The sequence below is a fragment of the Acinetobacter sp. YH12241 genome (genome assembly GCF_013417535.1).
In the GTDB taxonomy this organism is placed as follows: domain Bacteria; phylum Pseudomonadota; class Gammaproteobacteria; order Pseudomonadales; family Moraxellaceae; genus Acinetobacter.
In genome coordinates this window covers 1-23,145 of sequence record NZ_VPDQ01000032.1, presented here as the reverse complement: position 1 = coordinate 23,145, position 23,145 = coordinate 1, and the positions used below count along the sequence as shown (strand labels likewise).

General features: G+C 43.5%; 24 protein-coding genes, 4 pseudogenes and 1 other annotated feature. Of the genes and pseudogenes, 16 read left to right on the top strand and 12 right to left on the bottom strand.

What is annotated here, in order from left to right:
• Nucleotides 1-52: 52 nt before the first annotated feature.
• Entirely contained in the window at nt 53-649 is a 597-nt protein-coding gene (locus FTV18_RS13515) for a LysE family translocator (RefSeq protein ID WP_074163998.1), read from the top strand.
• A 27-nt stretch (nt 650-676) separates the two neighbouring features.
• Here the strand turns inward: FTV18_RS13515 and FTV18_RS13510 are convergent, their stop codons facing one another.
• The 3 genes from FTV18_RS13510 to FTV18_RS13500 all read right to left on the bottom strand — a co-directional run bounded on the left by FTV18_RS13510 (nt 677) and on the right by FTV18_RS13500 (nt 2,210).
• Nucleotides 677-1,495: an AraC family transcriptional regulator gene (locus FTV18_RS13510; protein ID WP_032073151.1), complete on the bottom strand. Its 819-nt coding sequence runs from the start codon at nt 1,493-1,495 to the stop codon at nt 677-679.
• A 130-nt stretch (nt 1,496-1,625) separates the two neighbouring features.
• Complete coding sequence (locus FTV18_RS13505; protein WP_000985610.1) at nt 1,626-1,907, bottom strand: addiction module antidote protein; 282 nt, start codon at nt 1,905-1,907, stop codon at nt 1,626-1,628.
• Nucleotides 1,908-2,210, bottom strand: a complete 303-nt coding sequence (locus tag FTV18_RS13500; protein ID WP_154320144.1) for a type II toxin-antitoxin system RelE/ParE family toxin — start codon at nt 2,208-2,210, stop codon at nt 1,908-1,910. It abuts the gene before it with no gap.
• Nucleotides 2,211-2,459: 249 nt separating this feature from the next.
• Here FTV18_RS13500 and FTV18_RS13495 point away from each other — a divergent pair, with 249 nt between their 5' ends.
• Both FTV18_RS13495 and FTV18_RS13490 read left to right on the top strand, forming a co-directional pair.
• Entirely contained in the window at nt 2,460-2,669 is a 210-nt protein-coding gene (locus FTV18_RS13495; protein ID WP_004976362.1) for a hypothetical protein, read from the top strand.
• Between the two features lie 249 nt (nt 2,670-2,918).
• Nucleotides 2,919-4,373, top strand: coding sequence for a SulP family inorganic anion transporter (locus FTV18_RS13490; RefSeq protein ID WP_026438532.1), 1,455 nt, complete (start codon nt 2,919-2,921; stop codon nt 4,371-4,373).
• Nucleotides 4,374-4,483: 110 nt separating this feature from the next.
• Here FTV18_RS13490 and FTV18_RS13485 read toward each other — a convergent pair whose 3' ends face one another.
• Nucleotides 4,484-4,774, bottom strand: coding sequence for an addiction module antidote protein (locus FTV18_RS13485; RefSeq protein ID WP_004969304.1), 291 nt, complete (start codon nt 4,772-4,774; stop codon nt 4,484-4,486).
• Between the two features lies 1 nt (nt 4,775).
• On the bottom strand, nt 4,776-5,072 hold the full coding sequence (locus FTV18_RS13480) for a type II toxin-antitoxin system RelE/ParE family toxin (protein WP_004647749.1): 297 nt from the start codon (nt 5,070-5,072) through the stop codon (nt 4,776-4,778).
• Between the two features lie 216 nt (nt 5,073-5,288).
• Here FTV18_RS13480 and FTV18_RS15775 point away from each other — a divergent pair, with 216 nt between their 5' ends.
• On the top strand, nt 5,289-5,414 hold the full coding sequence (locus tag FTV18_RS15775; RefSeq protein WP_004969301.1) for a hypothetical protein: 126 nt from the start codon (nt 5,289-5,291) through the stop codon (nt 5,412-5,414).
• A gap of 93 nt (nt 5,415-5,507) precedes the next feature.
• Here FTV18_RS15775 and FTV18_RS13475 read toward each other — a convergent pair whose 3' ends face one another.
• Nucleotides 5,508-6,590: a hypothetical protein gene (locus FTV18_RS13475; RefSeq protein ID WP_004969299.1), complete on the bottom strand. Its 1,083-nt coding sequence runs from the start codon at nt 6,588-6,590 to the stop codon at nt 5,508-5,510.
• 168 nt (nt 6,591-6,758) lie between these two features.
• Between FTV18_RS13475 and FTV18_RS13470 the strand changes: the two genes are divergently transcribed.
• The 6 genes and pseudogenes from FTV18_RS13470 to FTV18_RS13450 all read left to right on the top strand — a co-directional run bounded on the left by FTV18_RS13470 (nt 6,759) and on the right by FTV18_RS13450 (nt 12,649).
• Nucleotides 6,759-8,084, top strand: coding sequence for an ISNCY family transposase (locus tag FTV18_RS13470; RefSeq protein ID WP_179989167.1), 1,326 nt, complete (start codon nt 6,759-6,761; stop codon nt 8,082-8,084).
• A gap of 466 nt (nt 8,085-8,550) precedes the next feature.
• On the top strand, nt 8,551-9,117 hold the full coding sequence (locus FTV18_RS13465) for a recombinase family protein (protein ID WP_006581699.1): 567 nt from the start codon (nt 8,551-8,553) through the stop codon (nt 9,115-9,117).
• Nucleotides 9,118-9,299: 182 nt separating this feature from the next.
• A pseudogene (locus tag FTV18_RS13460) lies at nt 9,300-10,272 on the top strand (IS3 family transposase).
• Nucleotides 9,589-9,705 (top strand) — a sequence feature (AL1L pseudoknot). Its footprint overlaps the pseudogene before it by 117 nt.
• Nucleotides 10,273-10,423: 151 nt before the next feature.
• A complete protein-coding gene (gene floR, locus FTV18_RS13455) occupies nt 10,424-11,638 on the top strand; it encodes a chloramphenicol/florfenicol efflux MFS transporter FloR (protein ID WP_000214122.1) in 1,215 nt (404 codons plus the stop codon).
• Between the two features lie 27 nt (nt 11,639-11,665).
• Nucleotides 11,666-11,965 (top strand): annotated as a pseudogene (locus FTV18_RS15820) (LysR family transcriptional regulator); the annotation flags it as partial.
• Nucleotides 11,966-11,968: 3 nt separating this feature from the next.
• Nucleotides 11,969-12,649: a LysR family substrate-binding domain-containing protein gene (locus FTV18_RS13450; RefSeq protein WP_109354582.1), complete on the top strand. Its 681-nt coding sequence runs from the start codon at nt 11,969-11,971 to the stop codon at nt 12,647-12,649.
• A gap of 197 nt (nt 12,650-12,846) precedes the next feature.
• On the opposite strand, the pseudogene FTV18_RS13445 reads toward FTV18_RS13450, so the two are convergent.
• A pseudogene (locus FTV18_RS13445) lies at nt 12,847-13,074 on the bottom strand (IS4 family transposase); the annotation flags it as partial.
• Nucleotides 13,075-13,163: 89 nt separating this feature from the next.
• Between FTV18_RS13445 and sul2 the strand changes: the two are divergent.
• The 3 genes from sul2 (at nt 13,164) to FTV18_RS13430 (ending at nt 14,840) form a co-directional block, all read left to right on the top strand.
• Nucleotides 13,164-13,979 (top strand): sulfonamide-resistant dihydropteroate synthase Sul2, encoded by an 816-nt coding sequence (gene sul2 / locus FTV18_RS13440; RefSeq protein ID WP_001043260.1) that lies wholly within the window; start codon nt 13,164-13,166, stop codon nt 13,977-13,979.
• Nucleotides 13,980-14,065: 86 nt separating this feature from the next.
• Nucleotides 14,066-14,314, top strand: a complete 249-nt coding sequence (locus FTV18_RS13435) for a phosphoglucosamine mutase (RefSeq protein ID WP_071830581.1) — start codon at nt 14,066-14,068, stop codon at nt 14,312-14,314.
• A 61-nt stretch (nt 14,315-14,375) separates the two neighbouring features.
• Nucleotides 14,376-14,840, top strand: a complete 465-nt coding sequence (locus FTV18_RS13430) for an ATP-binding protein (protein WP_071830580.1) — start codon at nt 14,376-14,378, stop codon at nt 14,838-14,840.
• Between the two features lie 73 nt (nt 14,841-14,913).
• Here the strand turns inward: FTV18_RS13430 and mph are convergent, their stop codons facing one another.
• From mph to FTV18_RS13410, 4 genes and pseudogenes are all read right to left on the bottom strand, one after another.
• Nucleotides 14,914-15,801, bottom strand: coding sequence for an Mph(E)/Mph(G) family macrolide 2'-phosphotransferase (gene mph, locus FTV18_RS13425; protein ID WP_071830579.1), 888 nt, complete (start codon nt 15,799-15,801; stop codon nt 14,914-14,916).
• A gap of 673 nt (nt 15,802-16,474) precedes the next feature.
• Nucleotides 16,475-17,890, bottom strand: coding sequence for an IS91 family transposase (locus tag FTV18_RS13415; protein WP_373686954.1), 1,416 nt, complete (start codon nt 17,888-17,890; stop codon nt 16,475-16,477).
• Nucleotides 17,793-18,272 (bottom strand): BCCT family transporter, encoded by a 480-nt coding sequence (locus FTV18_RS15860; protein WP_338242671.1) that lies wholly within the window; start codon nt 18,270-18,272, stop codon nt 17,793-17,795. Before FTV18_RS15860 ends, FTV18_RS13415 begins: the two co-directional genes overlap by 98 nt.
• A gap of 30 nt (nt 18,273-18,302) precedes the next feature.
• Nucleotides 18,303-18,815 (bottom strand): annotated as a pseudogene (locus FTV18_RS13410) (class I SAM-dependent methyltransferase); the annotation flags it as partial.
• Nucleotides 18,816-18,964: 149 nt separating this feature from the next.
• On the opposite strand from FTV18_RS13410, the gene FTV18_RS13405 reads away from it, so the two are divergent.
• The 3 genes from FTV18_RS13405 (at nt 18,965) to FTV18_RS13395 (ending at nt 21,692) form a co-directional block, all read left to right on the top strand.
• Entirely contained in the window at nt 18,965-20,209 is a 1,245-nt protein-coding gene (locus FTV18_RS13405; protein ID WP_179990686.1) for a hypothetical protein, read from the top strand.
• Nucleotides 20,210-20,485: 276 nt separating this feature from the next.
• Nucleotides 20,486-21,355, top strand: coding sequence for a 23S ribosomal RNA methyltransferase Erm (gene erm, locus FTV18_RS13400; RefSeq protein ID WP_107318659.1), 870 nt, complete (start codon nt 20,486-20,488; stop codon nt 21,353-21,355).
• A 16-nt stretch (nt 21,356-21,371) separates the two neighbouring features.
• Entirely contained in the window at nt 21,372-21,692 is a 321-nt protein-coding gene (locus tag FTV18_RS13395) for a hypothetical protein (RefSeq protein WP_179990683.1), read from the top strand.
• Between the two features lie 170 nt (nt 21,693-21,862).
• Here FTV18_RS13395 and FTV18_RS13390 read toward each other — a convergent pair.
• Nucleotides 21,863-23,145, bottom strand: a 1,283-nt coding sequence (locus FTV18_RS13390) for an IS91 family transposase (RefSeq protein WP_180018474.1), incomplete at its 5' end; no start/stop codon positions are given.

The following is a 23,145-nucleotide window of genomic DNA, read 5'->3' as shown; positions in this document are numbered from 1 at the left end:
CTCGATACCGTTCTCTCTTTGATGTTTATTGCTATCTAATTGAGTGAACTCTGTGGAAATATTTCTTTATACATTAAGCGTTATGTATAGCCCAGGCCCTGTAAATTTTATGGGGCTAAATTCTGGCCTTACAGGTCAATTAAAAAAGACTATAGGATTTTACCTAGGCATTGGTTTCGCCATGTTGATCTTATTCGTATTGTTTGGCTATATAGGTGAAGCTGTTATTCCACATGGATTGATTCATTATATTGCTTTAGCGGGTGCAATTTATACATTCTACTTGGCTATAAAAATGATTAGGGCGAATGTAGAAACAACTCAACAGCAAGAAAGCCATCTAACATTCTTAAATGGCTTATTTATTCAGTTATTAAATCCAAAAGCCATTCTCGTCATTCTACCTGTTACGACAATTATGTACCCTGCAGCCAAAATCACAGGAATCATGATCTTGATAGTTTCTTTACTGATTTCACTTGGTGCTGTTGGCGCACCATTCACCTATGCTCTGGTTGGAAAAGTATTAGGCAACAAAATTGCTAATCCTATCTGGTTTAATCGGCTAAATAAGCTGATGGGTATACTCTTGATTTTATCAGGGCTTTTTATGTTCAAAGATTTTCTTAATGGAATAAATCTGCTGTAGGACAAATTAGCCGTTCAAATCGAACGGCTATCTTTTAATATTTATCATTTTCCATTGAGTGGGAGTTAAACCAAATGTTTTTATAAAATGTCTGGTCATATGACTCTGATCAAAAAAGCCTGCATTTAAAGCAGCATTAACAATAGACTCCCCTTGAGCAAGGTAGAACTTAACTGTTTCTAAGCGACGCATGATCATATAACGGTGTGGGCTAGTTCCAAATAATAATCGGAAATCACGAGAAAGGCTCCAGCGGTCACGATCAGCATGTTTCTCTAAATCTGACAAACTTAAGTTTTCATGTGGATACGCCAAAATACACTCACGCGCTCTCTCTGCTGCCTTGTAGTCAAATTTTTTGTTTTGGTTAGATGAAGTATCTGAAATTTCACACAGTGTAGTTGCCAAATCAAATAGAGCATCTTCCTCTTCTAGGGTATCCATATAATTATTTATATTATTTAGAAAGCTATCCATTGCCCTAAACAGGCGAATATCATTACTTAAGCCATGTCTGATAAAAGGCAAAGGTTTACCCTTTAAAATGGTTTGGATCATCGCTGGTTCGATGTAAATCATTCTATAGCGATAGCCATCTAATGTTCCTGATTCACCATCATGCTTTTCATCCGGGTGTAGAACCATAGTCATGCCTGGCAAGCTATGTTGCAATGTACCTTTGTAATGAAAGTTTTGAACTCCGGAAAGAGTCCTGCCAATAGCATAAGTATCATGTCGGTGAGGTTTATAAGCATAATTGGAAAGAAATGCTTCAATTCTTTCTAATTTATGATTTTGAGTGGGGGATCTCACAATCCAATTATTTCCACTGGAGAAATCAGGCATAATTGATGGCCAATTTTTCGTAGATTCTATTGTAGATTATTTTTCACTTTTCCTAAAATTAACATAATACACGTTATACGAAGTTGAAATGAAAAATGGAGCTTAAAGCTCCCTTTTTTACTAGTTTTTTTTAAATTGCTAAGCGTAAATTCAGTGCTTTTACGACTTTAATAACAGTATCAAAGCTTGGATTTACATCGCCAGAAAGTGCTTTATAAAGACTTTCTCGACCTAAACCAGTGTCTCTTGATAATTGAGCCATTCCTTTAGCTTTAGCAATATTACCTAAAGCTTTTGCAATGAATGCCGCATCACCATTAGATTCATCGATACAGGCTTGTAGGTAAGCTTGCATATCTTCTTCTGTTTTAAGATGTTCAGCACTGTCCCATTTGCGAAGTTTGATAGCCATTTACAGCTCCTCCTCTAAATCTTGTGCTAATTGTAGGGCAAGTTTTATATCTTTACTTTGCGTAGACTTGTCTCCGCCTGCTAAAAGAATAACGACCCTTTGCCCTTGCTTACAGTAATAGATCCTGTAGCCAGGTCCAAAGAAGAAACGTAATTCAGAAACACCTTCACCTACTGGTTCAGTATCTCCAAAGTTTCCATCTTCAACCCGATCAATTCGGACTTGTATACGTCTTTTTGCCTGCAGGTCTTTTAACTTAGTAAACCAGTCATCAAAGACTTCAGTGGTATATATTGAGTACATAAGAGTAATGTATCCTATAGGATACATTCATGCAAGAAATAAACTTGAATGTATGGGGCTACAACAGAATTTCGTATAACCACCATTATGTTAAATAGATAGCAGTTGGGAGATTATTTATTCTTTCAATAGACAAAAACTTGCGGAATTTTTCTTAATTTGTAATCCTTGCGGCCAAGGGTGTCTAGCGTAGCTAAGACAGGTATTCGTTATAGTCGGGCCGCTATAATACGGATGACGAGTGCCTGTATGTTTAACCTAAATATCTTTAACAAGATCTCTAGCGAAGTATTGACCATCAAAAATGATCTTGAGCTGAATTCTGAAAATCAACTGATAACTAAGTATAAGACTTCTACTTCTGAAGATTATAAACAGGCTATTGTTTTGATTTTTAAAGAACGTGGCTATACACGTTTGGAAATAGGTCAATTACTTGGGGAGCCAAAAGCTTCATAAAATACCGATTAAACAAAGCTTGGATATAACATCCAGGCTTTATAAAAAAGTACCTAGCTGTTACCCTTGTCCTGATTTTTTTACTCTAAAACGTTCTTTCATCTTATGACACTTACGCCACCTTAAGTTTATTTATCGTCTTAAATCTGTAAATAACTCATCACTGTCTAGTGATGTGGTGTAGTCGTTTGTGTGTTGTATATATCACATCACTAGCCTATCTGAAAAATTAAAAAACAGGCTATGTTTATGTTATCTAATGTCCGAGAACAGTGGTTCTCTAACATCCGTGGGGATGTACTTGCCGGATTAGTCGTCGGTCTTGCACTCATCCCTGAAGCCATCGCATTTTCAATTATTGCAGGTGTAGATCCTAAAGTTGGTCTATACGCATCCTTCTGTATTGCCGTCGTGATTTCTTTCGTAGGTGGTCGTCCTGCCATGATTTCAGCAGCCACTGGTGCAATGGCGCTGCTTATGGTCACATTGGTCAAAGAGCATGGGCTTGAATATCTGCTGGCAGCAACAATTTTGACAGGCGTGATTCAAATATTGGCAGGCTATTTAAAGCTCGCCAAGTTAATGCGGTTTGTATCTAAATCTGTGGTTATTGGATTCGTAAATGCGTTAGCGATCTTAATTTTCATGGCTCAATTGCCTGAACTGATTAATGTGACCTGGCATGTATATGCTTTTGTTGCTTTAGGTTTAGCAATTATTTATCTATTCCCTCTGGTTCCCAAATTAGGAAAATTACTCCCTTCTCCACTAGTCTGCATCATTGCAATCACATTATTGGCAATCGCTTTAGGAATTGATGTACGGACCGTGGGCGATATGGGGTCTTTACCTGACACACTTCCAATGTTCTTGATTCCAGATATTCCTTTGAATATTGAAACATTGATGATTATTTTGCCTTATTCAGTCGCACTGGCGGCTGTAGGTTTACTTGAATCGATGATGACAGCAACTATCGTGGATGAAATGACTGATACGCCAAGTGATAAATATCAGGAATGTAAGGGACAAGGGATTGCGAATATTGCTTCTGGCTTTATGGGTGGCATGGCCGGTTGTGCAATGATTGGTCAATCTATGATTAACGTAAAATCAGGTGGCCTTACACGCTTATCAACATTCTCTGCGGGCATTTTTCTTCTTATTCTGGTTGTATTTATCAGCGACTGGCTCAAAGTGATTCCAATGGCTGCATTGGTAGCGGTAATGATAATGGTCTCTATCAGTACCTTTGAATGGAGTTCTGTCACTCAGTTAAAAGATAATCCTAAGAGTAGTAATATCGTCATGATTGCGACGGTGATTGTAGTTGTTGCTACGCATAACCTGGCTTTGGGTGTGTTAACAGGCGTATTACTTTCAGCCTTGTTCCTGGCGAATAAACTTGAAAATGATATCCAGGTGACAGCATCTTTTGAAGGAATGGCCCGTTTATATGAGTTGAGAGGTCAGATCTTCTTTAGTTCTTCTGAAAAATTCATGCAAGGTTTTGACTTTAAAGAGGATGTAAAGGAGGTGATTATTGATTTGACCCATTCTCACATTTGGGATGTAACATCAGTCGCCATGCTTGATTCTGTTGTAAATAAATTTCAAAAGAATGGTGCGAATGTCACAGTACGTGGTCTAAATGAAGCCAGTTCGATCATGATTGATAAGTATGGGACACATGCCAGAATTTAAGTTTTAAAAATTCTATATTTATATAGAATTTCTAAAATTAACATAATACACCTTATACGAATCTAAAAATGGGAGCCTTTAGCTCCCATTTTTACTATATTTTTAAAGTTTTAAGCGTGTTGTACTGTGAGTTTTAAGCCTAAAGCATTTACTACACGATTAATCGTATCAAAACGTGGTGCTGAATCCTGACGTAGGGCTTTGTAGAGTGCTTCACGCCCAATCCCTGCTTCTTTAGCGATTTGAGTCATGCCACGAGCTTTAGCAATAACACCAAGTGCATGGGCTAATTCAGCTGGATCATTTTCTTCAAGAACCATATTGAGATACATCACAATGTCTTCTTCAGTTTTGAGCGACTCAGCCATATCAAAACTTGGTAAATCAGCGACTTTAACCATTTTAATCCTCCAATGTTTTCGATAGTTTGACTGCCCGATCGATGTCTTGTTGTTGAGTTGATTTATCTCCACCACCAAGCATTACAATCACAACGTCACCATGTTGGATGTAATACATCCTCCATCCAGAACCGAAGAATTCTCTCATTTCCCAAACGCCATCTTGGAGAGGTTTAATGTCTCCCCAGTTTCCACGTTGAACCTTATCTAATCGACGATTCAGGCGGATACGGGTCATATTGTCTTTAATGCCATCCAACCATTCATCAAATTCTGGAAGACGTTTAATTTCAATCATGAGGATTCCTTATCTTCTCACTATATTGTATTCGATCGAATACAATATGCAAGTAATTTATACGAACATCCATTAATTTCGTATAACACCATTATGTTAAATACATAATTTTTTTGGTTAAAATTTAAACTTTTTTACTGTTTTTCAGGCAAGATGCATATTTTTTTGAAGCCATACTTTCCTTGTCAGATGTTCAAACATTTTAAGGAGAAAGCAATGACACAAACAGCGAATGATCAACGTGCTACAGTAAAAAATCCTAATAATATTCAACATGCGCAGAATCAGGACAACCGTAGCCGACAATTGAATCCTAATCATAAACCTACGAAATCTAAATAAGGATGAAAACTATGAGCACAGCAGGTTGGCCTAGTACTACTGGAAATCCATCAGGTGGTGGCCGAGACAATAATCCACCTCGTAAATAAAAATTTATTTATCTTGTAATATCAATTCAGAAGGCCAAAGATATTGGCCTTCTGAAGGATATTTCTTCAGGAAGGCTTCCCATATCACGATAAAATCTTCTGATGTAGCTAACGTAGAAACGCTGGCTGTTTTTTGAAAATGTTTATAATAAAAGTCTTGCCAAAAATATATTAACCATAGGCCAGCTATGGCATTAATACTTTCAAACCACTTATCTTCTGGAAGTTCATTTTTCAGGAATAAATAATTCTCTTCTGAGACTTGTTCATAAATTTCATCATTTTTAAACTCACCATAAGGTAGACCTAGGAACTCATAGACTTCATTCAAGTAGCATAGTCTTCTGTTTTCTCTAACTTTTTTAATTAGTTGTATAAATTCTTTAATTTGTTCATCTTCGAGAGAAGGATCTAACCATTGCTCAAAACCATTAGTTGGAGGAATAGTCTTCAGAATCTCGACTTTATGTCCTTTTGTTGCTTCAAACTTTGCATTTATCTTTAAGATAAATAAAAGAAAATCTGTAAAAGTTTTTGATGGGAAGTATGGTCGTTTATTTTTAAACTTAAACTTTAATGCTTGGTTTAGTGAGATTGATTGGAATCCCCACTTCTTAGAAATTAAATGATCTAAGTGAATTAAAATTAGCAGTATATTGACGCCAGAATTTCTAAGCATCTCATGACTAATAATATTCTTTAAATCACCGTTAAAGCTAAAGTTATTTACCAGAAAATCATGTAGTTTGCAGACATCTTCATATAAAAAATTATTTTTTTCTAATTCTGAAAATAGCTTTATATGCTCATTCCAATAAAAAAAATCGTTATTCTTAATTGGATATAGTTCTAAGATTTTTAAGCAGTATGCAAAATTATAGTTTTCTTCATCTACAGCTAAAGAAGTTGCTGAATTAAGTACGAAAAACCCCATTTCTGAAGCAAATTCGGATTTAATTTTAACTTTAGCTATTTCATCATTTTTAAATGGAACATTAGTATATTTTTTCTCAATTTTACCTAGTTTCTTAGCCAGGTTTTTATCCATATTTTTCAATATTAAACAGTAGAATTCTAAAGGATTCATGGATGCCCTAATTTTTTAAAAAATCTAAAATTAACATAATACACCTTATACGAAATGCGTTTGTAACTCCAAAATAGAAATGTCCGGTTTCTCCAAAGTAAAAATGTCCGCTTTTAGAATATGCGCTTTTGCGATTATCGAAGCGGACGGTTTGATATGTTGGTGTCTATGTCGGATAAAGAACTTAAACGATTGTCGGTCGTGCAGGAAATCTGCGATCAACGCATAACTCAATCCCAGGCTGCTCAGCTACTTCATATTTCAGAACGTCAGATCAGGCGTTTACTGCAAAAATACAAAGCTCAAGGCCCAGCTGCATTAGCCCATGCCGGTCGTGGTCAAACCAGCAATTCCAGGCTTCCTGAAGAACTCAGGCTCAAGTGCCTCAATATGGTTGCTGAGCAATTCCATGGTTTCGGACCCACTTTAGCGCATGAAAAGCTGACTACCATTCATGGATTCGATATTTCAGTGGAAACCCTGCGTTCCTGGATGATTGCAGCCGATTTATGGATTCCTCGCTCCAAACGCCTGAAACGCCCATATCAGCCTCGTTATAACCGGGACTGTTATGGTGAACTGATCCAAATTGATGGCTCACATCATGACTGGTTTGAAGGAAGAGCCCCTAAATGCTGTCTATTGGTGTTTATCGATGACGCCACAGGAAAATTGCAGCACTTACGCTTCTGTGAGTCAGAATCAGCCTTTGACTATATGATTTCAACACGTTTGTATGTTGAGCAGCATGGTAAGCCTTTAGCCTTCTACAGCGATAAACATTCAGTCTTCAGGGTGAATCAAAGCAGCAAGAAAGACACCAAGATTACGCAATTTGGGCGCGTACTCAGCACCCTGAATATCGATATTATCTTCGCTAATTCACCACAGGCCAAAGGCCGTGTAGAACGAGCCAATAGAACGCTTCAGGACCGTCTGATCAAAGAAATGCGCCTGGAAGGCATCTGTTCGATTGAACAAGCGAATGCCTGGCTACCCTGCTTCATTGAGCAATTCAATCAGAAGTTTGCCAAGATGGCCTTTAATCCCAAGGATCTACACCGGACTGTCACTGAAACAGCCGAAGAATTAGATGATATTTTTACCTGGCGTGAACCCCGCAGAGTCACGAATAGCCTGACGATTACTTATGATAAATGCGTATATCTCCTGGAAAACACGGAAGAAAACCAAAGATTGATTAGTAAGTATCTTGAGTTCCTGGAATACCCGGATGGTACAGTCGCGATTGAATATCAGGGAAGAAAAATCAATTACAGCATCTTCGATAAATTAAGTCAGCTTAACCAGCGAGAGATTGTTGAGAATAAACGTTTAGGTGCAGTTCTCAATCATATTCAACAACAGCATGAAGAATTGGAACAGCAAAACAAACGTAATCGTTCTCAATCTATGCCAAGCAGACGTGCACAGAAGACAGTAATCAAAGAACGAAATCTGAATCCTGTGCTTGACTTGGAAATGTCTGTATAGGACATTTCTATTTGGTTTTAAGGTAGGACATTACTACTTAGGAATAACAGCGTTATAATTCTCTATAGAAATCAATGCTGTAGTTTCTAGTTGATAGCCCATCTTCCCCAAGGTGGGCTTTTTTTATGATTTTTCACGTTCCACGCTTATTATTTAATCAAAAGACCTCTTGCGAAAGTATAGTTTATCTAATTTTTGAATTGGCTAAAACCTCATAAAATATAGCTTTTGGCTGCTTAAAATTTGACTAACGCAAGAATTCTAAAGTTTCTCAACTTTGATTAGCTCAAATAAATACCATTTCTCTTTTTCTAGGTCTCTTTAAATCACGAATTATGTAACTATAGAGTATAGCCTAACGGAACAAAATAAAGTCTTAAAAAGCAACTCAAAAACCGTATTTATAGACTTAATATTTAATTTCGGTACAATATGTATTTAATTATCTAAACTCTAACGGTACAGAATGCCTAATCAGGTCGGATATATTCGAGTCAGTTCAACTGAACAAAATACTGAACGTCAATTAGATGGAATCAGCCTGGATAAGACCTTTACTGAAAAGGCAAGCGGTGGTAGCCGTGAACGTCCTCAGTTAAATGCAATGCTCGACTATCTGCGTGAAGGTGATACGGTGCATGTTCATAGTATTGATCGTCTGGCACGTAATACAAATGATCTGAACGAAATTGTGAATAGTCTGAATGATCGTGGTATAACCATTATTTTTCATAAAGAGAATTTGACCTTCAGTCATGATGTAGCACAATCGGCAATAAATAAACTCATGTTTCAGATGCTTGCTGCATTTGCAGAGTTTGAACGCTCCATGATCCGTGAGCGTCAAAAGGAAGGAATTGCAAAAGCCAAAGCGAAGGGCTTATATAAGGGAAGAAAGCGGAAGGTTGACTATGTTGAAATACGAAAAGCAATGGCTGAAGAAAATTCAACATTTAGAGGTGTTGCAGAAAAGTTTAAAGTAGGGATAGCAACAGTACAAAGAGCTTTAAAAGAAGAAACTAATAATCAATAAGGTTGATTAATGAAGACGCTTAGATATTCAAATTTAGAAAAGATCATGACCATTTATACTGAAATTTCTACTTATATTACATTTCATAATGCGACTGGTTTAACAGATATAAATAAATCAATGGAAGATTTTTGAACCGTACCGGGTTTGTCGGAGACCAAGCTTTCTGAGAGAATGTCCCGATGAAAAAAGTAAAATATACCCCTGAAATCAGAGAAAGAGCGGTTCAATTATTGATTGAATCCGAGAAAGATTATCCATCGAATTGGGCTGCGATCACCGCTATTGCTCCCTGAGCAGTATACTGCGCAAGGGTTGTACTCCTGAAACACTACGTGTTTGGTATCAAAAATATTTAGATAAACAAAATCCAGTTAAAGTACAGCAGCTTTCAGACCAAGAACGTATCAAACAACTCGAACGCGAAAATAAAGAACTGCAACGCGCCAATGAAATTCTACGTAAAGCAGCCGCTTTTTTCGCCCAGGCGGAGCTCGACCGCCCACACAAATAATGGTGGATTTTATCCATAATAATAAAGAGCTGTACGGAGTCGAGGCGATTTGTAGAATTTTACCGATCGCACCTTCAACCTATTACCGGACTCTAGATCTCTGTGAAAATCCAGAACATCGAGCAAAGCGAGATTTACATGACTTGCATCATGCTGAGGAGATTAAACGAATTTGGAAGGAAAGTTCAGGTCGGTATGGTGTACGTAAAGTCTGGCAAAAACTGAAACGTGAAGGCTATATTATTGCGCGCTGTACTGTTGCTCGATTAATGCAAAAGCTAGGTATAAAAGGTGTTTGGCGTGGTAAGAACAAACAAACCACCCGTAGCCGAGATGATCAAAAACGAGCGGATGACTTGGTAAAACGTAATTTTACTGCTGATCATCCTGACCAACTGTGGGTGAGTGACTTTACGTATATTCAAACAAATTCAGGCTGGGTTTATACTGCATTTATTATTGATGTGTTCTCACGAGCAATTGTTGGATGGAAAGTATCGACACGGATGAATACAGATATGGTGCTCGATGCATTGGAGCAAGCATTTAGGGCGGCAGAGGGGGCTGGAACGCTGAGTGCGCCCATGCCGCATTGCAAAGCAAAAGATAATCGGATAAAATGTAGCAATTCATATTCGTAAGCGTGGAGTAATCAGATGGGAAATTCCAAGTCAGCAGACAAGTAAGCCGCAACAACCAGTATTGTTGTTGCGGCGCTCTGTAAGGCTAGTCTCATCTGATTGCTGACGAGCAGACGTCGCCCGGTATTCCTTAATCGAGGGTTGATTCGTCATGACCACCACACGCCCCGCGTGGGCCTATACGCTGCCGGCAGCACTGCTGCTGATGGCTCCTTTCGACATCCTCGCTTCACTGGCGATGGATATTTATCTCCCTGTCGTTCCAGCGATGCCCGGCATCCTGAACACGACGCCCGCTATGATCCAACTCACGTTGAGCCTCTATATGGTGATGCTCGGCGTGGGCCAGGTGATTTTTGGTCCGCTCTCAGACAGAATCGGGCGACGGCCAATTCTACTTGCGGGCGCAACGGCTTTCGTCATTGCGTCTCTGGGAGCAGCTTGGTCTTCAACTGCACCGGCCTTTGTCGCTTTCCGTCTACTTCAAGCAGTGGGCGCGTCGGCCATGCTGGTGGCGACGTTCGCGACGGTTCGCGACGTTTATGCCAACCGTCCTGAGGGTGTCGTCATCTACGGCCTTTTCAGTTCGATGCTGGCGTTCGTGCCTGCGCTCGGCCCTATCGCCGGAGTATTGATCGGCGAGTTCTTGGGATGGCAGGCGATATTCATTACTTTGGCTATACTGGCGATGCTCGCACTCCTAAATGCGGGTTTCAGGTGGCACGAAACCCGCCCTCTGGATCAAGTCAAGACGCGCCGATCTGTCTTGCCGATCTTCGCGAGTCCGGCTTTTTGGGTTTACACTGTCGGCTTTAGCGCCGGTATGGGCACCTACTTCGTCTTCTTCTCGACGGCTCCCCGTGTGCTCATAGGCCAAGCGGAATATTCCGAGATCGGATTCAGCTTTGCCTTCGCCACTGTCGCGCTTGTAATGATCGTGACAACCCGTTTCGCGAAGTCCTTTGTCGCCAGATGGGGCATCGCAGGATGCGTGGCGCGTGGGATGGCGTTGCTTGTTTGCGGAGCGGTCCTGTTGGGGATCGGCGAACTTTACGGCTCGCCGTCATTCCTCACCTTCATCCTACCGATGTGGGTTGTCGCGGTCGGTATTGTCTTCACGGTGTCCGTTACCGCGAACGGCGCTTTGGCAGAGTTCGACGACATCGCGGGATCAGCGGTCGCGTTCTACTTCTGCGTTCAAAGCCTGATAGTCAGCATTGTCGGGACATTGGCGGTGGCACTTTTAAACGGTGACACAGCGTGGCCCGTGATCTGTTACGCCACGGCGATGGCGGTACTGGTTTCGTTGGGGCTGGTGCTCCTTCGGCTCCGTGGGGCTGCCACCGAGAAGTCGCCAGTCGTCTAACCGACGACTGGTAGCAGGCCCGCTCCGATGCGGCGCACTAACCATCGAAACCTCGTGAATGTCGGTATCCTGTCTGGCAGGATACCGCTCATTTCCCTTGTTCAGTTCATCGCCGTCGCCGAGCATCTGAATTTTCGGCATGCGGCCAAGGCACTTGGTATCAGCCAGTCGAGCGTCAGCGCGCGTGTGAAAGCGCTGGAGGATAACCTTGGTGTCCTGCTATTTGAGCGCCATGCGCGGGGCGTTCGGCTAACAGACGCAGGCAGGCACTTCATGGAGCGTGTCACGGCGGGTGTCGATCAACTCGATCACGCAGTGAAGACCGCAGGCATGACAGCTCAAGGAGAATACGGCCGGCTTCGCATCGGCATCCATGCCTTAATCCCACGCAGCTTTCTCACGGAGCTGATCCGTCATTATCGGGAAGAACATACGGGCATTGAGGTTGAGATCACCGAAGGCACAGCCCGCGATGCGGTGATGCAGCTTCGTGCTGACCAGCTCGACGTGGTGTTCGTCGCGGGCAAGCCCGAGATGCCCGACTGCCATACCCGACCGATCTGGACCGAACCGCTGGTGGCCGTGCTATCGGATGGGCATCGCCTCGCCGGGCAGTCCGCAATCACTTGGTCCGATCTGGTCGGCGAGACTTTCATTGTTCGCTATGGTGGCACCGGCCCGCAGGTCCATGACCATATCGTGCTGCGCCTTGCCGGGCGTTGGCCCGCACCGTCGATCCGGCGCTTTGATGTGGGGCGCGACACGCTGCTATCTATGGTCGGACAAGGCTTCGGCATCACTATCGTCGGCGAGGCAACGTCATTGTTGCCGACGACCGGCATCGTCTTCCTGCCCTTCCTCGATGAACCGGAGCCGGTTGCCTTTACAGCCGTCTGGTCGCCGTTCAATCGCAACTCCGCACTGAAAAATCTACTCAACCTCGCAGGCAAAATGAAGCGTGACGGCGATTCGCCCAATCGTTTCCTGGATGGCACTCGACCGGCACGATAACGGCACAGGCGATCCATCCTATTTGCCGCCGATAGTATCCGGCAGCCCTCCGGCATCCTCTTTCCTGTTGCCCGTCCCGATTTTGCCTACTCTCTGATCGGCTCCGTCTCTTTTGCCGACTGGAGCCTGCATTGCGCGGAGGCCGAATCCTTTGGGGTCAGATCGCCGTAGTCATCACCATCGTTCTGGTGATGACACTGAGAAATTTGACGATAATCAAAATACTGACCTGCAAAGAAGCGCTGCATACGTCGATAAAATGATTGTGGTAAACACTTGATGGGCAAGGCTTTAGATGCAGAAGAAAGATTACATGTTTGCTTTAAAATAATCACAAGCATGATGAGCGCAAAGCACTTTAAATGTGACTTGTTCCATTTTAGAGATTTGTTTAAGATAAGATATAACTCATTGAGATGTGTCATAGTATTCGTCGTTAGAAAACAATTATTGTGACATTATTTCAATGAGTTATCTATTTTTGTCGTGTACAGAGATTATTATAGAAGCCCCCATGAATAAATCGCTCATCATTTTCGGCATCGTCAACATAACCTCGGACAGTTTCTCCGATGGAGGCCGGTATCTGGCGCCAGACGCAGCCATTGCGCAGGCGCGTAAGCTGATGGCCGAGGGGGCAGATGTGATCGACCTCGGTCCGGCATCCAGCAATCCCGACGCCGCGCCTGTTTCGTCCGACACAGAAATCGCGCGTATCGCGCCGGTGCTGGACGCGCTCAAGGCAGATGGCATTCCCGTCTCGCTCGACAGTTATCAACCCGCGACGCAAGCCTATGCCTTGTCGCGTGGTGTGGCCTATCTCAATGATATTCGCGGTTTTCCAGACGCTGCGTTCTATCCGCAATTGGCGAAATCATCTGCCAAACTCGTCGTTATGCATTCGGTGCAAGACGGGCAGGCAGATCGGCGCGAGGCACCCGCTGGCGACATCATGGATCACATTGCGGCGTTCTTTGACGCGCGCATCGCGGCGCTGACGGGTGCCGGTATCAAACGCAACCGCCTTGTCCTTGATCCCGGCATGGGGTTTTTTCTGGGGGCTGCTCCCGAAACCTCGCTCTCGGTGCTGGCGCGGTTCGATGAATTGCGGCTGCGCTTCGATTTGCCGGTGCTTCTGTCTGTTTCGCGCAAATCCTTTCTGCGCGCGCTCACAGGCCGTGGTCCGGGGGATGTCGGGGCCGCGACACTCGCTGCAGAGCTTGCCGCCGCCGCAGGTGGAGCTGACTTCATCCGCACACACGAGCCGCGCCCCTTGCGCGACGGGCTGGCGGTATTGGCGGCGCTGAAAGAAACCGCAAGAATTCGTTAACTGCACATTCGGGATATTTCTCTATATTCGCGGTTCAGCAGGCATGTCCCCTTTGAGGGCGACCCGACGACAGGATAATCGACCTTATGGTGCGCAAATATTTCGGCACAGACGGTATTCGTGGCAAAGCCAACGAAGGCGCGATGACGGCGGAAACCGCCTTGCGCGTCGGCATGGCGGCTGGCCGTGTCTTTCGTCGCGGTGACCACCGCCATCGTGTCGTGATCGGCAAGGATACGCGCCTGTCGGGCTATATGCTTGAACCCGCGCTCACAGCCGGTTTCACCTCGATGGGCATGGACGTATTCCTTTTTGGCCCGCTGCCGACAACGTAATAGGAAGAATAAACGCCCTTTTCACCCAAGTCCAAATTAATTTGCCGATTCCATAATCAGGGTGTATTACAATTCCATAGAGTTTTTCAATCCAGGTGGTTTAGCTGATAACTTAACGATTGATCAGCTTCTTCGTGAAGATTACTCGCCATGGGCGCGCAATAAAAGGATATCTGCCACGTTCAAAGAAGCGCATTTTATTGAAAAATATGGGTCAGGCATCAAACGAATCCAAGAAGGCTTCGCATCCTATGGTCTGCGTCCCCCTGTCTTTGAAAATTTCCAGCACGGTTTTCGAGTTATTGTCTCATCAAAGCTACTTTTCGAATCTAATGAGGGAGTAAGTGAGGGAGTAAATCTACTATTTAATCAGATAAGAACTAATCCAGGAAAGCGTGCACCATTTTTAGTAAACGAGCTATTAGTTCCTGTCAAGATAGTAGAGCGGTGGCTCAAAATCTTAAGAGATGATCATAAAATCGAGTTTCGAGGAGCTCCTAAAAGTGGAGGATACTGGCTAAAATAGAAATCAATGATACTCTTAAGTGGCACCAATCGAACTCCTATTTTAGCATTTAAAAAAGTATCCTCACATCATTTTATTGAACAATACCTAAGGCTGCTCTGGCGGCATTGATATGATTATCGTCGTTGCACTCTACCGCAAAAGCGCCATATGCTAATGGAGCTGCAGCAGCCCTCTCTATAGATTGTTCGTAGAGCCTATCCCATATCGTTCCGCCTTGTTTAGCATACTCCGTTATCAAACTCTTCAGGCTATCCTCTCCAAAAACCGATACGTGACCAGAAAAGTCCAGTGCAGGATCACCCATATGCGCAGTAGACCAATCTATGATACCAGAGGTCTTACCTTCCTTCGAGGTTAAGACATGCCCTGCATAGAGATCGCCATGGATGAAACAAGTGAATTCAGGCCACAAAGGGTCATTGTCCAACCATCTACGGTATCTGTTTTCCAACGGCTCGCTGATACCTATCTCAGATTTCACCAAGTGGATACGGTCAGCTATTTCGGTCCTCAATTCACTTGGAGTCATTATTTTCAAGTTGCTCTTTCTCACATCGTCAGCTGTAATACGATGTAATTCGGCCAATGATTTTGCCAGAGACTCCACATAAGCTATGCTATCGCGATCTATGTTCCAAGAAACCTCATGTGTTATCGCATCGAATGTCAGAGCAGGCGCATCCTCCAGTAAAGGGTAGGCTATTAGGCGCTCCGATACAATTTTCCAATCAGGGACATTGATCGACAGGTTTCTTTTGGCTAAATCCAATATTCTACTTTCATTTTCGATTTGTTCAAGCATATCGCTTCTTCGAGGTATACGGAGTACCCAGTTCTCACCGTTTACTTCCTTTACAAAGGCAACTCTAAAGTCGATGCCCATCTCATTGACGCTCATCTCTTCCGAAATTCTCAGCCCATGCTCTAGGGCTAATGTTTGCATATCTTCGATTGTCATTTCTATACTGTTTTCTTTTATTAAATTGGTACCAGTTCCCCCGACAGGACATTCTGAATGTCATATACAGGTGTAACACTTTACCCATATTCTTTTCGTATGGATAACACTTCCCATCAGGGAACAAAAATCTGATACATGAATTAATTGTGAGACAGTAGACCTACTGTCGCATTGAAGCCATCTCGGCGACTATTTGATTAGGAAAACCAAGGCTTTGCCATCATAGCCTTATCATAGAAGTATAACATAGTTGTAAAGATAGAAAATTATTTTTTATTCATCCATGATGTTATTATTTTATAATAACATCATCTAAACATGTCCTGTCGCTCTTTTGTGCTGTGATATTTCATACCTATTAACTGCTTTCGTTTGAATTATACGACGTTCTACTCACAATAGGGCAAGGGTTACTCATTCCGTAGGATGCGGTTCACGTATAGGAAGAATAAACGCCCTTTTCACCCAAGTCCAACAGCTTTGGACCGCAGTTGACTCTTTCGACACCCCTGCGATGCAACCCAATCCGGCTGACGGGGAGCCAGCAACGCTGAAAATTTACCCTCCTCTTTCCCACTAGCGGCTCCTTTTCCGACAACCAGCACGGCGGATCCCTGCCGCGGCGCTGTGAACGCAGCATTTTGATTGGTATCGTTGGCCTTCAGGCTCGTCAGTCAAACAGACCCAGGAGCAGCTCAGCCGGTGGCGCCCGGCTTTCGGGTAACGCCCTGGTCCCGCTGGTTTCGGCTTTGTGCTTCAGGTGATCAAGGATCTGCTTGATCACTATAGGGTCTTCAATGCAGGCGATGACTTTCATGGCGCCGCCGCAGCCGCTGCAGGTCTCGATGTCGATATTGAAAACACGCTTGAGCCGTTGCGCCCATGTCATCGACGCTCGCCGTTGTGCTGGTGTTGCCGGTTCATCAGCCACCCTGACCTTGTTGCCCCTGCCCCGTTTTGCCGGCGTGACCAACGCCCGGTGCCGACTGTTGGGTGCGAACACCCCGTGGAAGCGGGTTAGGTTGACTCTGGGCTTCGGTACCAGGGCGGCCAGCCTTGCAATGAAATCCAATGGTTCGAAAATGACGTGCGTGGTGCCGTCCCGGTACGGCGTCTTGAGCTGGTAGCGCACGTTGCCGCCTCGTGTTAACGACAGCCGCTTCTCGGATACCGCCGGGCGGCTGATGTACCGGCACAGCCGTTCGAGCTTCTTGCGTTCATCGGCCCTGGCCGCCACGCCGGCGTGCAGGCTGGACCCGGCTACCTTGCCAATCCCGTCACCGAACGGATCACCACTGGTCGGCAGAGTTTGCAAAGTGAACACCTTTCGCCCCGCCTGTGAACCGACAGCGATACGGTAAGTGATCGAGTGCCCCAGCAGGGGTGTCATCGGGTCGTCATCCACCGCATCCGAGGCCAGATAGCTGTTTTCGACATCCCGTTCCAGCAGGCCTTGCCGTTCCAGATAGCGACCCACCCGGTGGGCGATGGTGTGCGTCAGCTGGGTGAGCTCTGGGCTGGTCGGCGCCTTGACCCAGCGGAAACGCGCTGAGCCGTGGGATTGCTCGACATACACACCGTCGAGAAACAGCATGTGGAAGTGAACATTCAGATTGAGCGCCGATCCAAAACGCTGGATCAGGGTGACCGCGCCCGTCTTGGCCACTTGGTGGGTATGGCCCGCTTTCTTGACCAGGTGCGTGGCAATGACGCGGTAAACGATGCCCAGCACCCACCCCATGATCTCGGGCCGGCTGGCAAACAGGAAACGCAGCTGAAACGGGAAGCTCAACACCCACTGACGCATGGGTTGTTCAGGCAGAACCTCATCGACCAGTAGCGCGGCGCTTTCGGCCATACGCCGTGCGCCACAACTAGGACAGAAGCCCCGACGTTTGCAGCTGAACGCAACCAGGTGCTCAGCGTGACACGACTCACAACGCACCCGCAGAAAGCCGTGTTCGAGACGGCCGCATTTGAGGTAGTCATCAAACTCGCGTTGCACATAGCCGGGCAGTTCCCTGCCCTGCGCCGCCAAATGGGCAGCGAACGTCTGGTAGTATTCTTCGACGATCCGATAGAGCAGGGTTTGCTCGGGCCGGTGACGCTGGTAACGACCAGTGTTCTCGTCCCGGCTGGCCATCCTGGCCGCCACTTGGGGCATGATCCGCATCCTTGCGATAGCCATAGCTAAACTCGGGTGCCTCGTCATCAGGCCCGAGGCGAATACTGCCAAAGCGTGACAACCCCAACCAGAGTGTAAAAATGACAAAGCCACTGGTCACTAATAAGTACAACCAGCCAAAGTCATCAGCGGTCGCATCCAGTGCTTTTTGCGCTAACTCTTGAACGCCATCAGGGTTACTGACTGTGGCAATTAAAAACAAACCAATAAAGAGTATTGATAGGTAAAAAACGGTTCCTACGTCTCCTAAAAGACGGTTTACCCATTGCTTAAACGTACTCATTACTTTCCTTAGAACTTACTATTTAACTAACTATTTCTTACAGGCAACCACTTGAACGACTGCTCCTTTACCCTGGTGATAGTTTCCTTCAGAGATTTCACGCTCTACTTCAGCACCTATTATAAAATCCAAACCGTTTAGTTCTTGCTGCAACCCTTCAAGCGACATAAACATATCTATTTGCGAGGCAGGAGGACCACCCACTCCATCCATGTCAATATGAGCAGCTGTATAGGCTTCTAGCATAAAGACGCCATTTTCTTTTAATGCAGCCACTGCCTGCTTATGCAATTTCAACCGTAACTCAAGAGGCACATGAGCGAAAATTGAAACGATGCCATCCCAAGCGTCTACGCCTAAATCATACTCATTTAAGTTGGCTACCACTGTGGTGATTTTTACACCCTGTTCAGCCGCCAATTTGTGTGCTTTTTCTAAGCCGACGCTAGACTGGTCAACCGCTGTAACGTCATAACCTTGCTTGGCTAAAAACACAGCATTGCGACCTTCACCTTCGGCTAAGCAAAGAACCTTACCTCCTTTAGGTAATTTAGAAAATTCGGCTTGTAATAAATAAAGGCACTCAAGATTTTTATGCTTATTTTTCTAATTGGGAAGCTGTTCTATTTACCCAAATATCGGAAGATGTTATTTTTGCCTTTAACGAATACGCAGCATTAATACGCGAAGACTTGTTTGTTGCAGATGACGAGGAATTTGAGGTTTTAGCAGTTATAAACCTCTCTCCAACTAAAGATGTTAATGGAAATTATGGTCTAATTTTTTATACCGCAATCGAAGACGAAGAGATCAATGAATATAATGCAGGTATGCTTTTTTCTGATATAGTGCTAGTTTACGATAATGGATATTTTAACACTGTTCGCTTTGAGGACATAATTGATGAAGATCAAGAAACAATATTGGATGAAGGCATTCATAATACAAGAATTGAGATTGAAGGTTATGAGTTTGAAATAAAAATTAAAACCATTTTAGATGAAATATCAAGCGATGATTTTTCAAAAAACTTGGCATTTAATAATAAAATTGAAATTGATATAGACTCTGAATCCGTTAAATTAGGCTCCACTTTAGAAGAAGTCTTAAGCGACATGAAACTAAGTTTATATCTAGGAATTTATTATATAAATCACCACAAACATTCTAATGTTCAAGTTACAAAAGATATGGTTGTTTCTTATGACATTGACACAGAAGGATACGGCTTTATAGTTATCAAATATACTGTTGATGAAAAAGATTATTTCACCTCAAAAACCTTTTTAGTTGCTAAAGATGGGGATGTAATACATGATTCACAAGTTATAATTAATATAGCCGATATGGATCTTTCTGACATAACTGATTATTCTGACATAATTGACTATGGTGTTAGCTATGCCTCATATGGTTCAATCAACAGAAATCCATTACTAATTGTGCCAATGGATTTGGATTTTTCGGGTCTAAAATTAGATTTTGAGGTACTAATTTACGATCTCTACGATTTTAATGAAATTTCAAATGAGTTTATTACCGTTTTAATAGGTGAGGATTTTGTATATGACAACACAAGTGTCGGTTTACAATGGATAACGATTAATGCAATCGACTCTAATGATGATACTTATGAATTCCAACTCTTAATTGCTGTCTACGATAACAATGATGAAAACTATGCAATACCTTATCTATCACATGAATTTGTCAATATACTAGGCGATTATAGGTTTCAAGAGGGATATGGTGTCGAAGGCATAAAATACGATGAAGAATCTCAAAAATTTCTTTATGCAGAATATATAGATATATATTATTGGGGAATTGATGAGCCTAAAACTTTTTACTTGTCCGAAACAAATTTTAAAAATGGCTTTTTTGCACTTACTCTAAATGTTTGGGGAATTGACGTAGACTTCACGGTGCCAGTATGAGAGTAAAATACTAAACATATTAAAATCTAATGTTTTGGTTAAATATTAACATATAAAAGTTGTGAAGAATTTAATAATCATCACATCTTTTTTTATGCAAATTTTTATTTGGTTTAAGATTTGTAACCAGTATTAGTAGTTTTTTATATGTAAAAACACCATTATTTTGTATGCTTGCTATATGTCCAATTTAAATGGCAATAGTTGACAAACTGTACGTTTCATCTTATAATTAATTATATAAACTATTAAAGATTATGCAATTAAAGGGAATTTATGGAAAGAAATATTAGGGATTCACAAAATTTCTTACACGATAAAAAATTAGTTAGTAGCCTTGTTGAAAATAGCAATATAAATAATACTGACATTGTATATGAAATAGGTCCGGGAAAAGGCATAATAACCGAACATTTATTAAGAGTAAGTAAAAGTGTAATTGCAATTGAATTAGACACCTCTTTGTATCAATTTTTAAAGCAAAACTTGAATAGTGAAAAACTAACACTTATCAATCAAGATTTTATGAACATAAAACTTCCTGATGGCAATTATAAAGTTTTTTCTAATATACCGTTTAATATGACGGGAGAAATCTTAACAAGATTACTAACAGCAATCAACCCGCCACAAGATATGTATATTATAATGCAGTACGAAGCAATGTTAAAATACGCAGGCACTCCATATTATAAAGACACATTAAAATCACTTATGTTCAAACCGTTATATGATATAAAACTGGCTTATGAGTTTTTGCCTTCAGATTTTAAACCAAAACCCAACGTGTCTATAGTTCTTGTGCATTTCCATAAAAAAGAATATTGTGATATAAAAAAAGCAACAATGTTAGAATATTGGGATTTTTTATCATATATGTATACTGCCCCAGGATTAAATTTTAAACAAAAAACAAAAAATATTTTTTCTTATGAACAGCAAAAACGTTTGAAAAAAATTATCAATTTAGATAGTGAACTAAATTTTTCCGATTGGACATATATTCAATGGATTAAAATGTTCGATACATATAAGCAGTTTGTATGCCAAGACAAGAAAAAACTCGTAGAAGGTTCTTATCAAAAACTTTTAAAAGAACAATCAAAATTAGAAAAAGTCCACAGAAGCAGAACTCAAAGATATTAAATAAAAGGGTACTTAATTGGAAAAAGGTTACTACTTATTTGCATATGTAGAGATAAACAAGTATGCCAATTTTTATAAAACAGATACAAAAAGGCACGACCAAAATATTTCACTTTGGGAATATGATGGTGGTAAATTGTCATTATTAAGATATTGGGAACTAGAGCGTTTATCCAGAATAAAACATCATAATAAAGCTTTTTATTCTGAAACTCAATTCAAAAATATTGTAAATGTTTTATTATCTGAATTTAATCTGCAATTATCAGATATAAAAGAGTATAGGAAGAATAAACGCCGTTTTTCTCCAAGTCCAGCCACTGTAGACCGCGAATGACGGCCTGCTTTGCCAGTGGGTGATTCTGAATCCGGCCCGTGTAGCCATCGATCCCGCCGAAAATTCACCCGTTTTTCCCGACAGCCGGGGCCAACCCAAGCCGCCGGCATAACGCATCCCTGCCGCGGCTGAATTACCGCAGCATCGTGATCGGAATCGTTTGGGACGGGTCAGGTAAACAGACCCGGCGACAGGCCAGCCGGTGGTGCCCGGCTCTCGGGCAACGGGCTGGACTCGTTGGTTTCGGCTTTTTGCTTCAGATGGTCGAGGATCTGCTTGATCACTACCGGATCTTCAATACAGGCAATCACCTTCATGGCACCGCCGCATTCGCTGCAAGTCTCGATGTCGATTTGGAATACACGCTTGAGCCGCTGTGCCCATTTCATCGACGCTCGCCGCCCAGCGGGTGTTGGCGGCTCATCCGATACCTTGACCTTTTTGCTCCCCTTGCCCCTCATGGCAGGTGTAACCAGGGCGCGGTGCTTGCTGTTGGGCGCAAACACCCCATGAAACCGGGTAAGGTTCACACGTGGCTTCGGCACCAACGCCGACAGTCTTGCGATGAAGTCCAGCGGCTCAAAGATCACATGCGTGGTGCCGTCCCGGTACGGCGTCTTAAGCTGGTAGCGCACGTTGCCATTCTTCGTGAGCGACAGCCGTTTCTCAGACACCGCCGGGCGGCTGATGTAGTGGCACAGCCGTTCGAGTTTGCTGCGCTCATGGGCCTTGGCCGCTACGCCGGCATGTAGCGAGAAACCGGCAACCTTACCGGGCATGTCACCAAACTGATCTTCCGGGTCGCAGGCGGGCAGTGTCTGCAGGGTGAACACCTTGCGCCCTGCCTGTGGCCCCACGGCGATGCGATACGTGATGGAATGCCCCAGCAGTGGAGTCATCGCATCTTCATCCACCGCATCCAAGGCCAGGTAACTGTTTTCAGCATCCCGCTCCAGTAGGCCTTGCCGCTCCAAATAGCGGCCGACCCGATGGGCGATGGTGTGCGCCAGTTGGGTGAGTTCGGCGCTGGTCGGCGCCCTGACCCAGAGGAACCGGGCTGTTCCATTGGGACGCTCAACGTACACGCCATCGAGGAACAGCATGTGAAAGTGAATGTTGAGGTTCAGTGCACTGCCGAAGCGCTGGATCAGGGTGACGGCACCGGTCTTGGCCGCTTGGTGGGTATAGCCCGCTTTCTTGACCAGATGCGTGGCGATGACGCGGTAAACGATGCCCAACACCCGGCCCATGACCTCCGGCCGGCTGGCGAACAGAAAGCGCAATTGAAAGGGAAAGCTGAGTACCCATTGGCGCATGGGCTGTACGGGCAGAACCTCATCGACCAGTAGCGCGGCGCTTTCGGCCATACGCCGTGCGCCACAACTAGGACAGAAGCCCCGACGTTTGCAGCTGAACGCAACCAGGTGCTCAGCGTGACACGACTCACAACGCA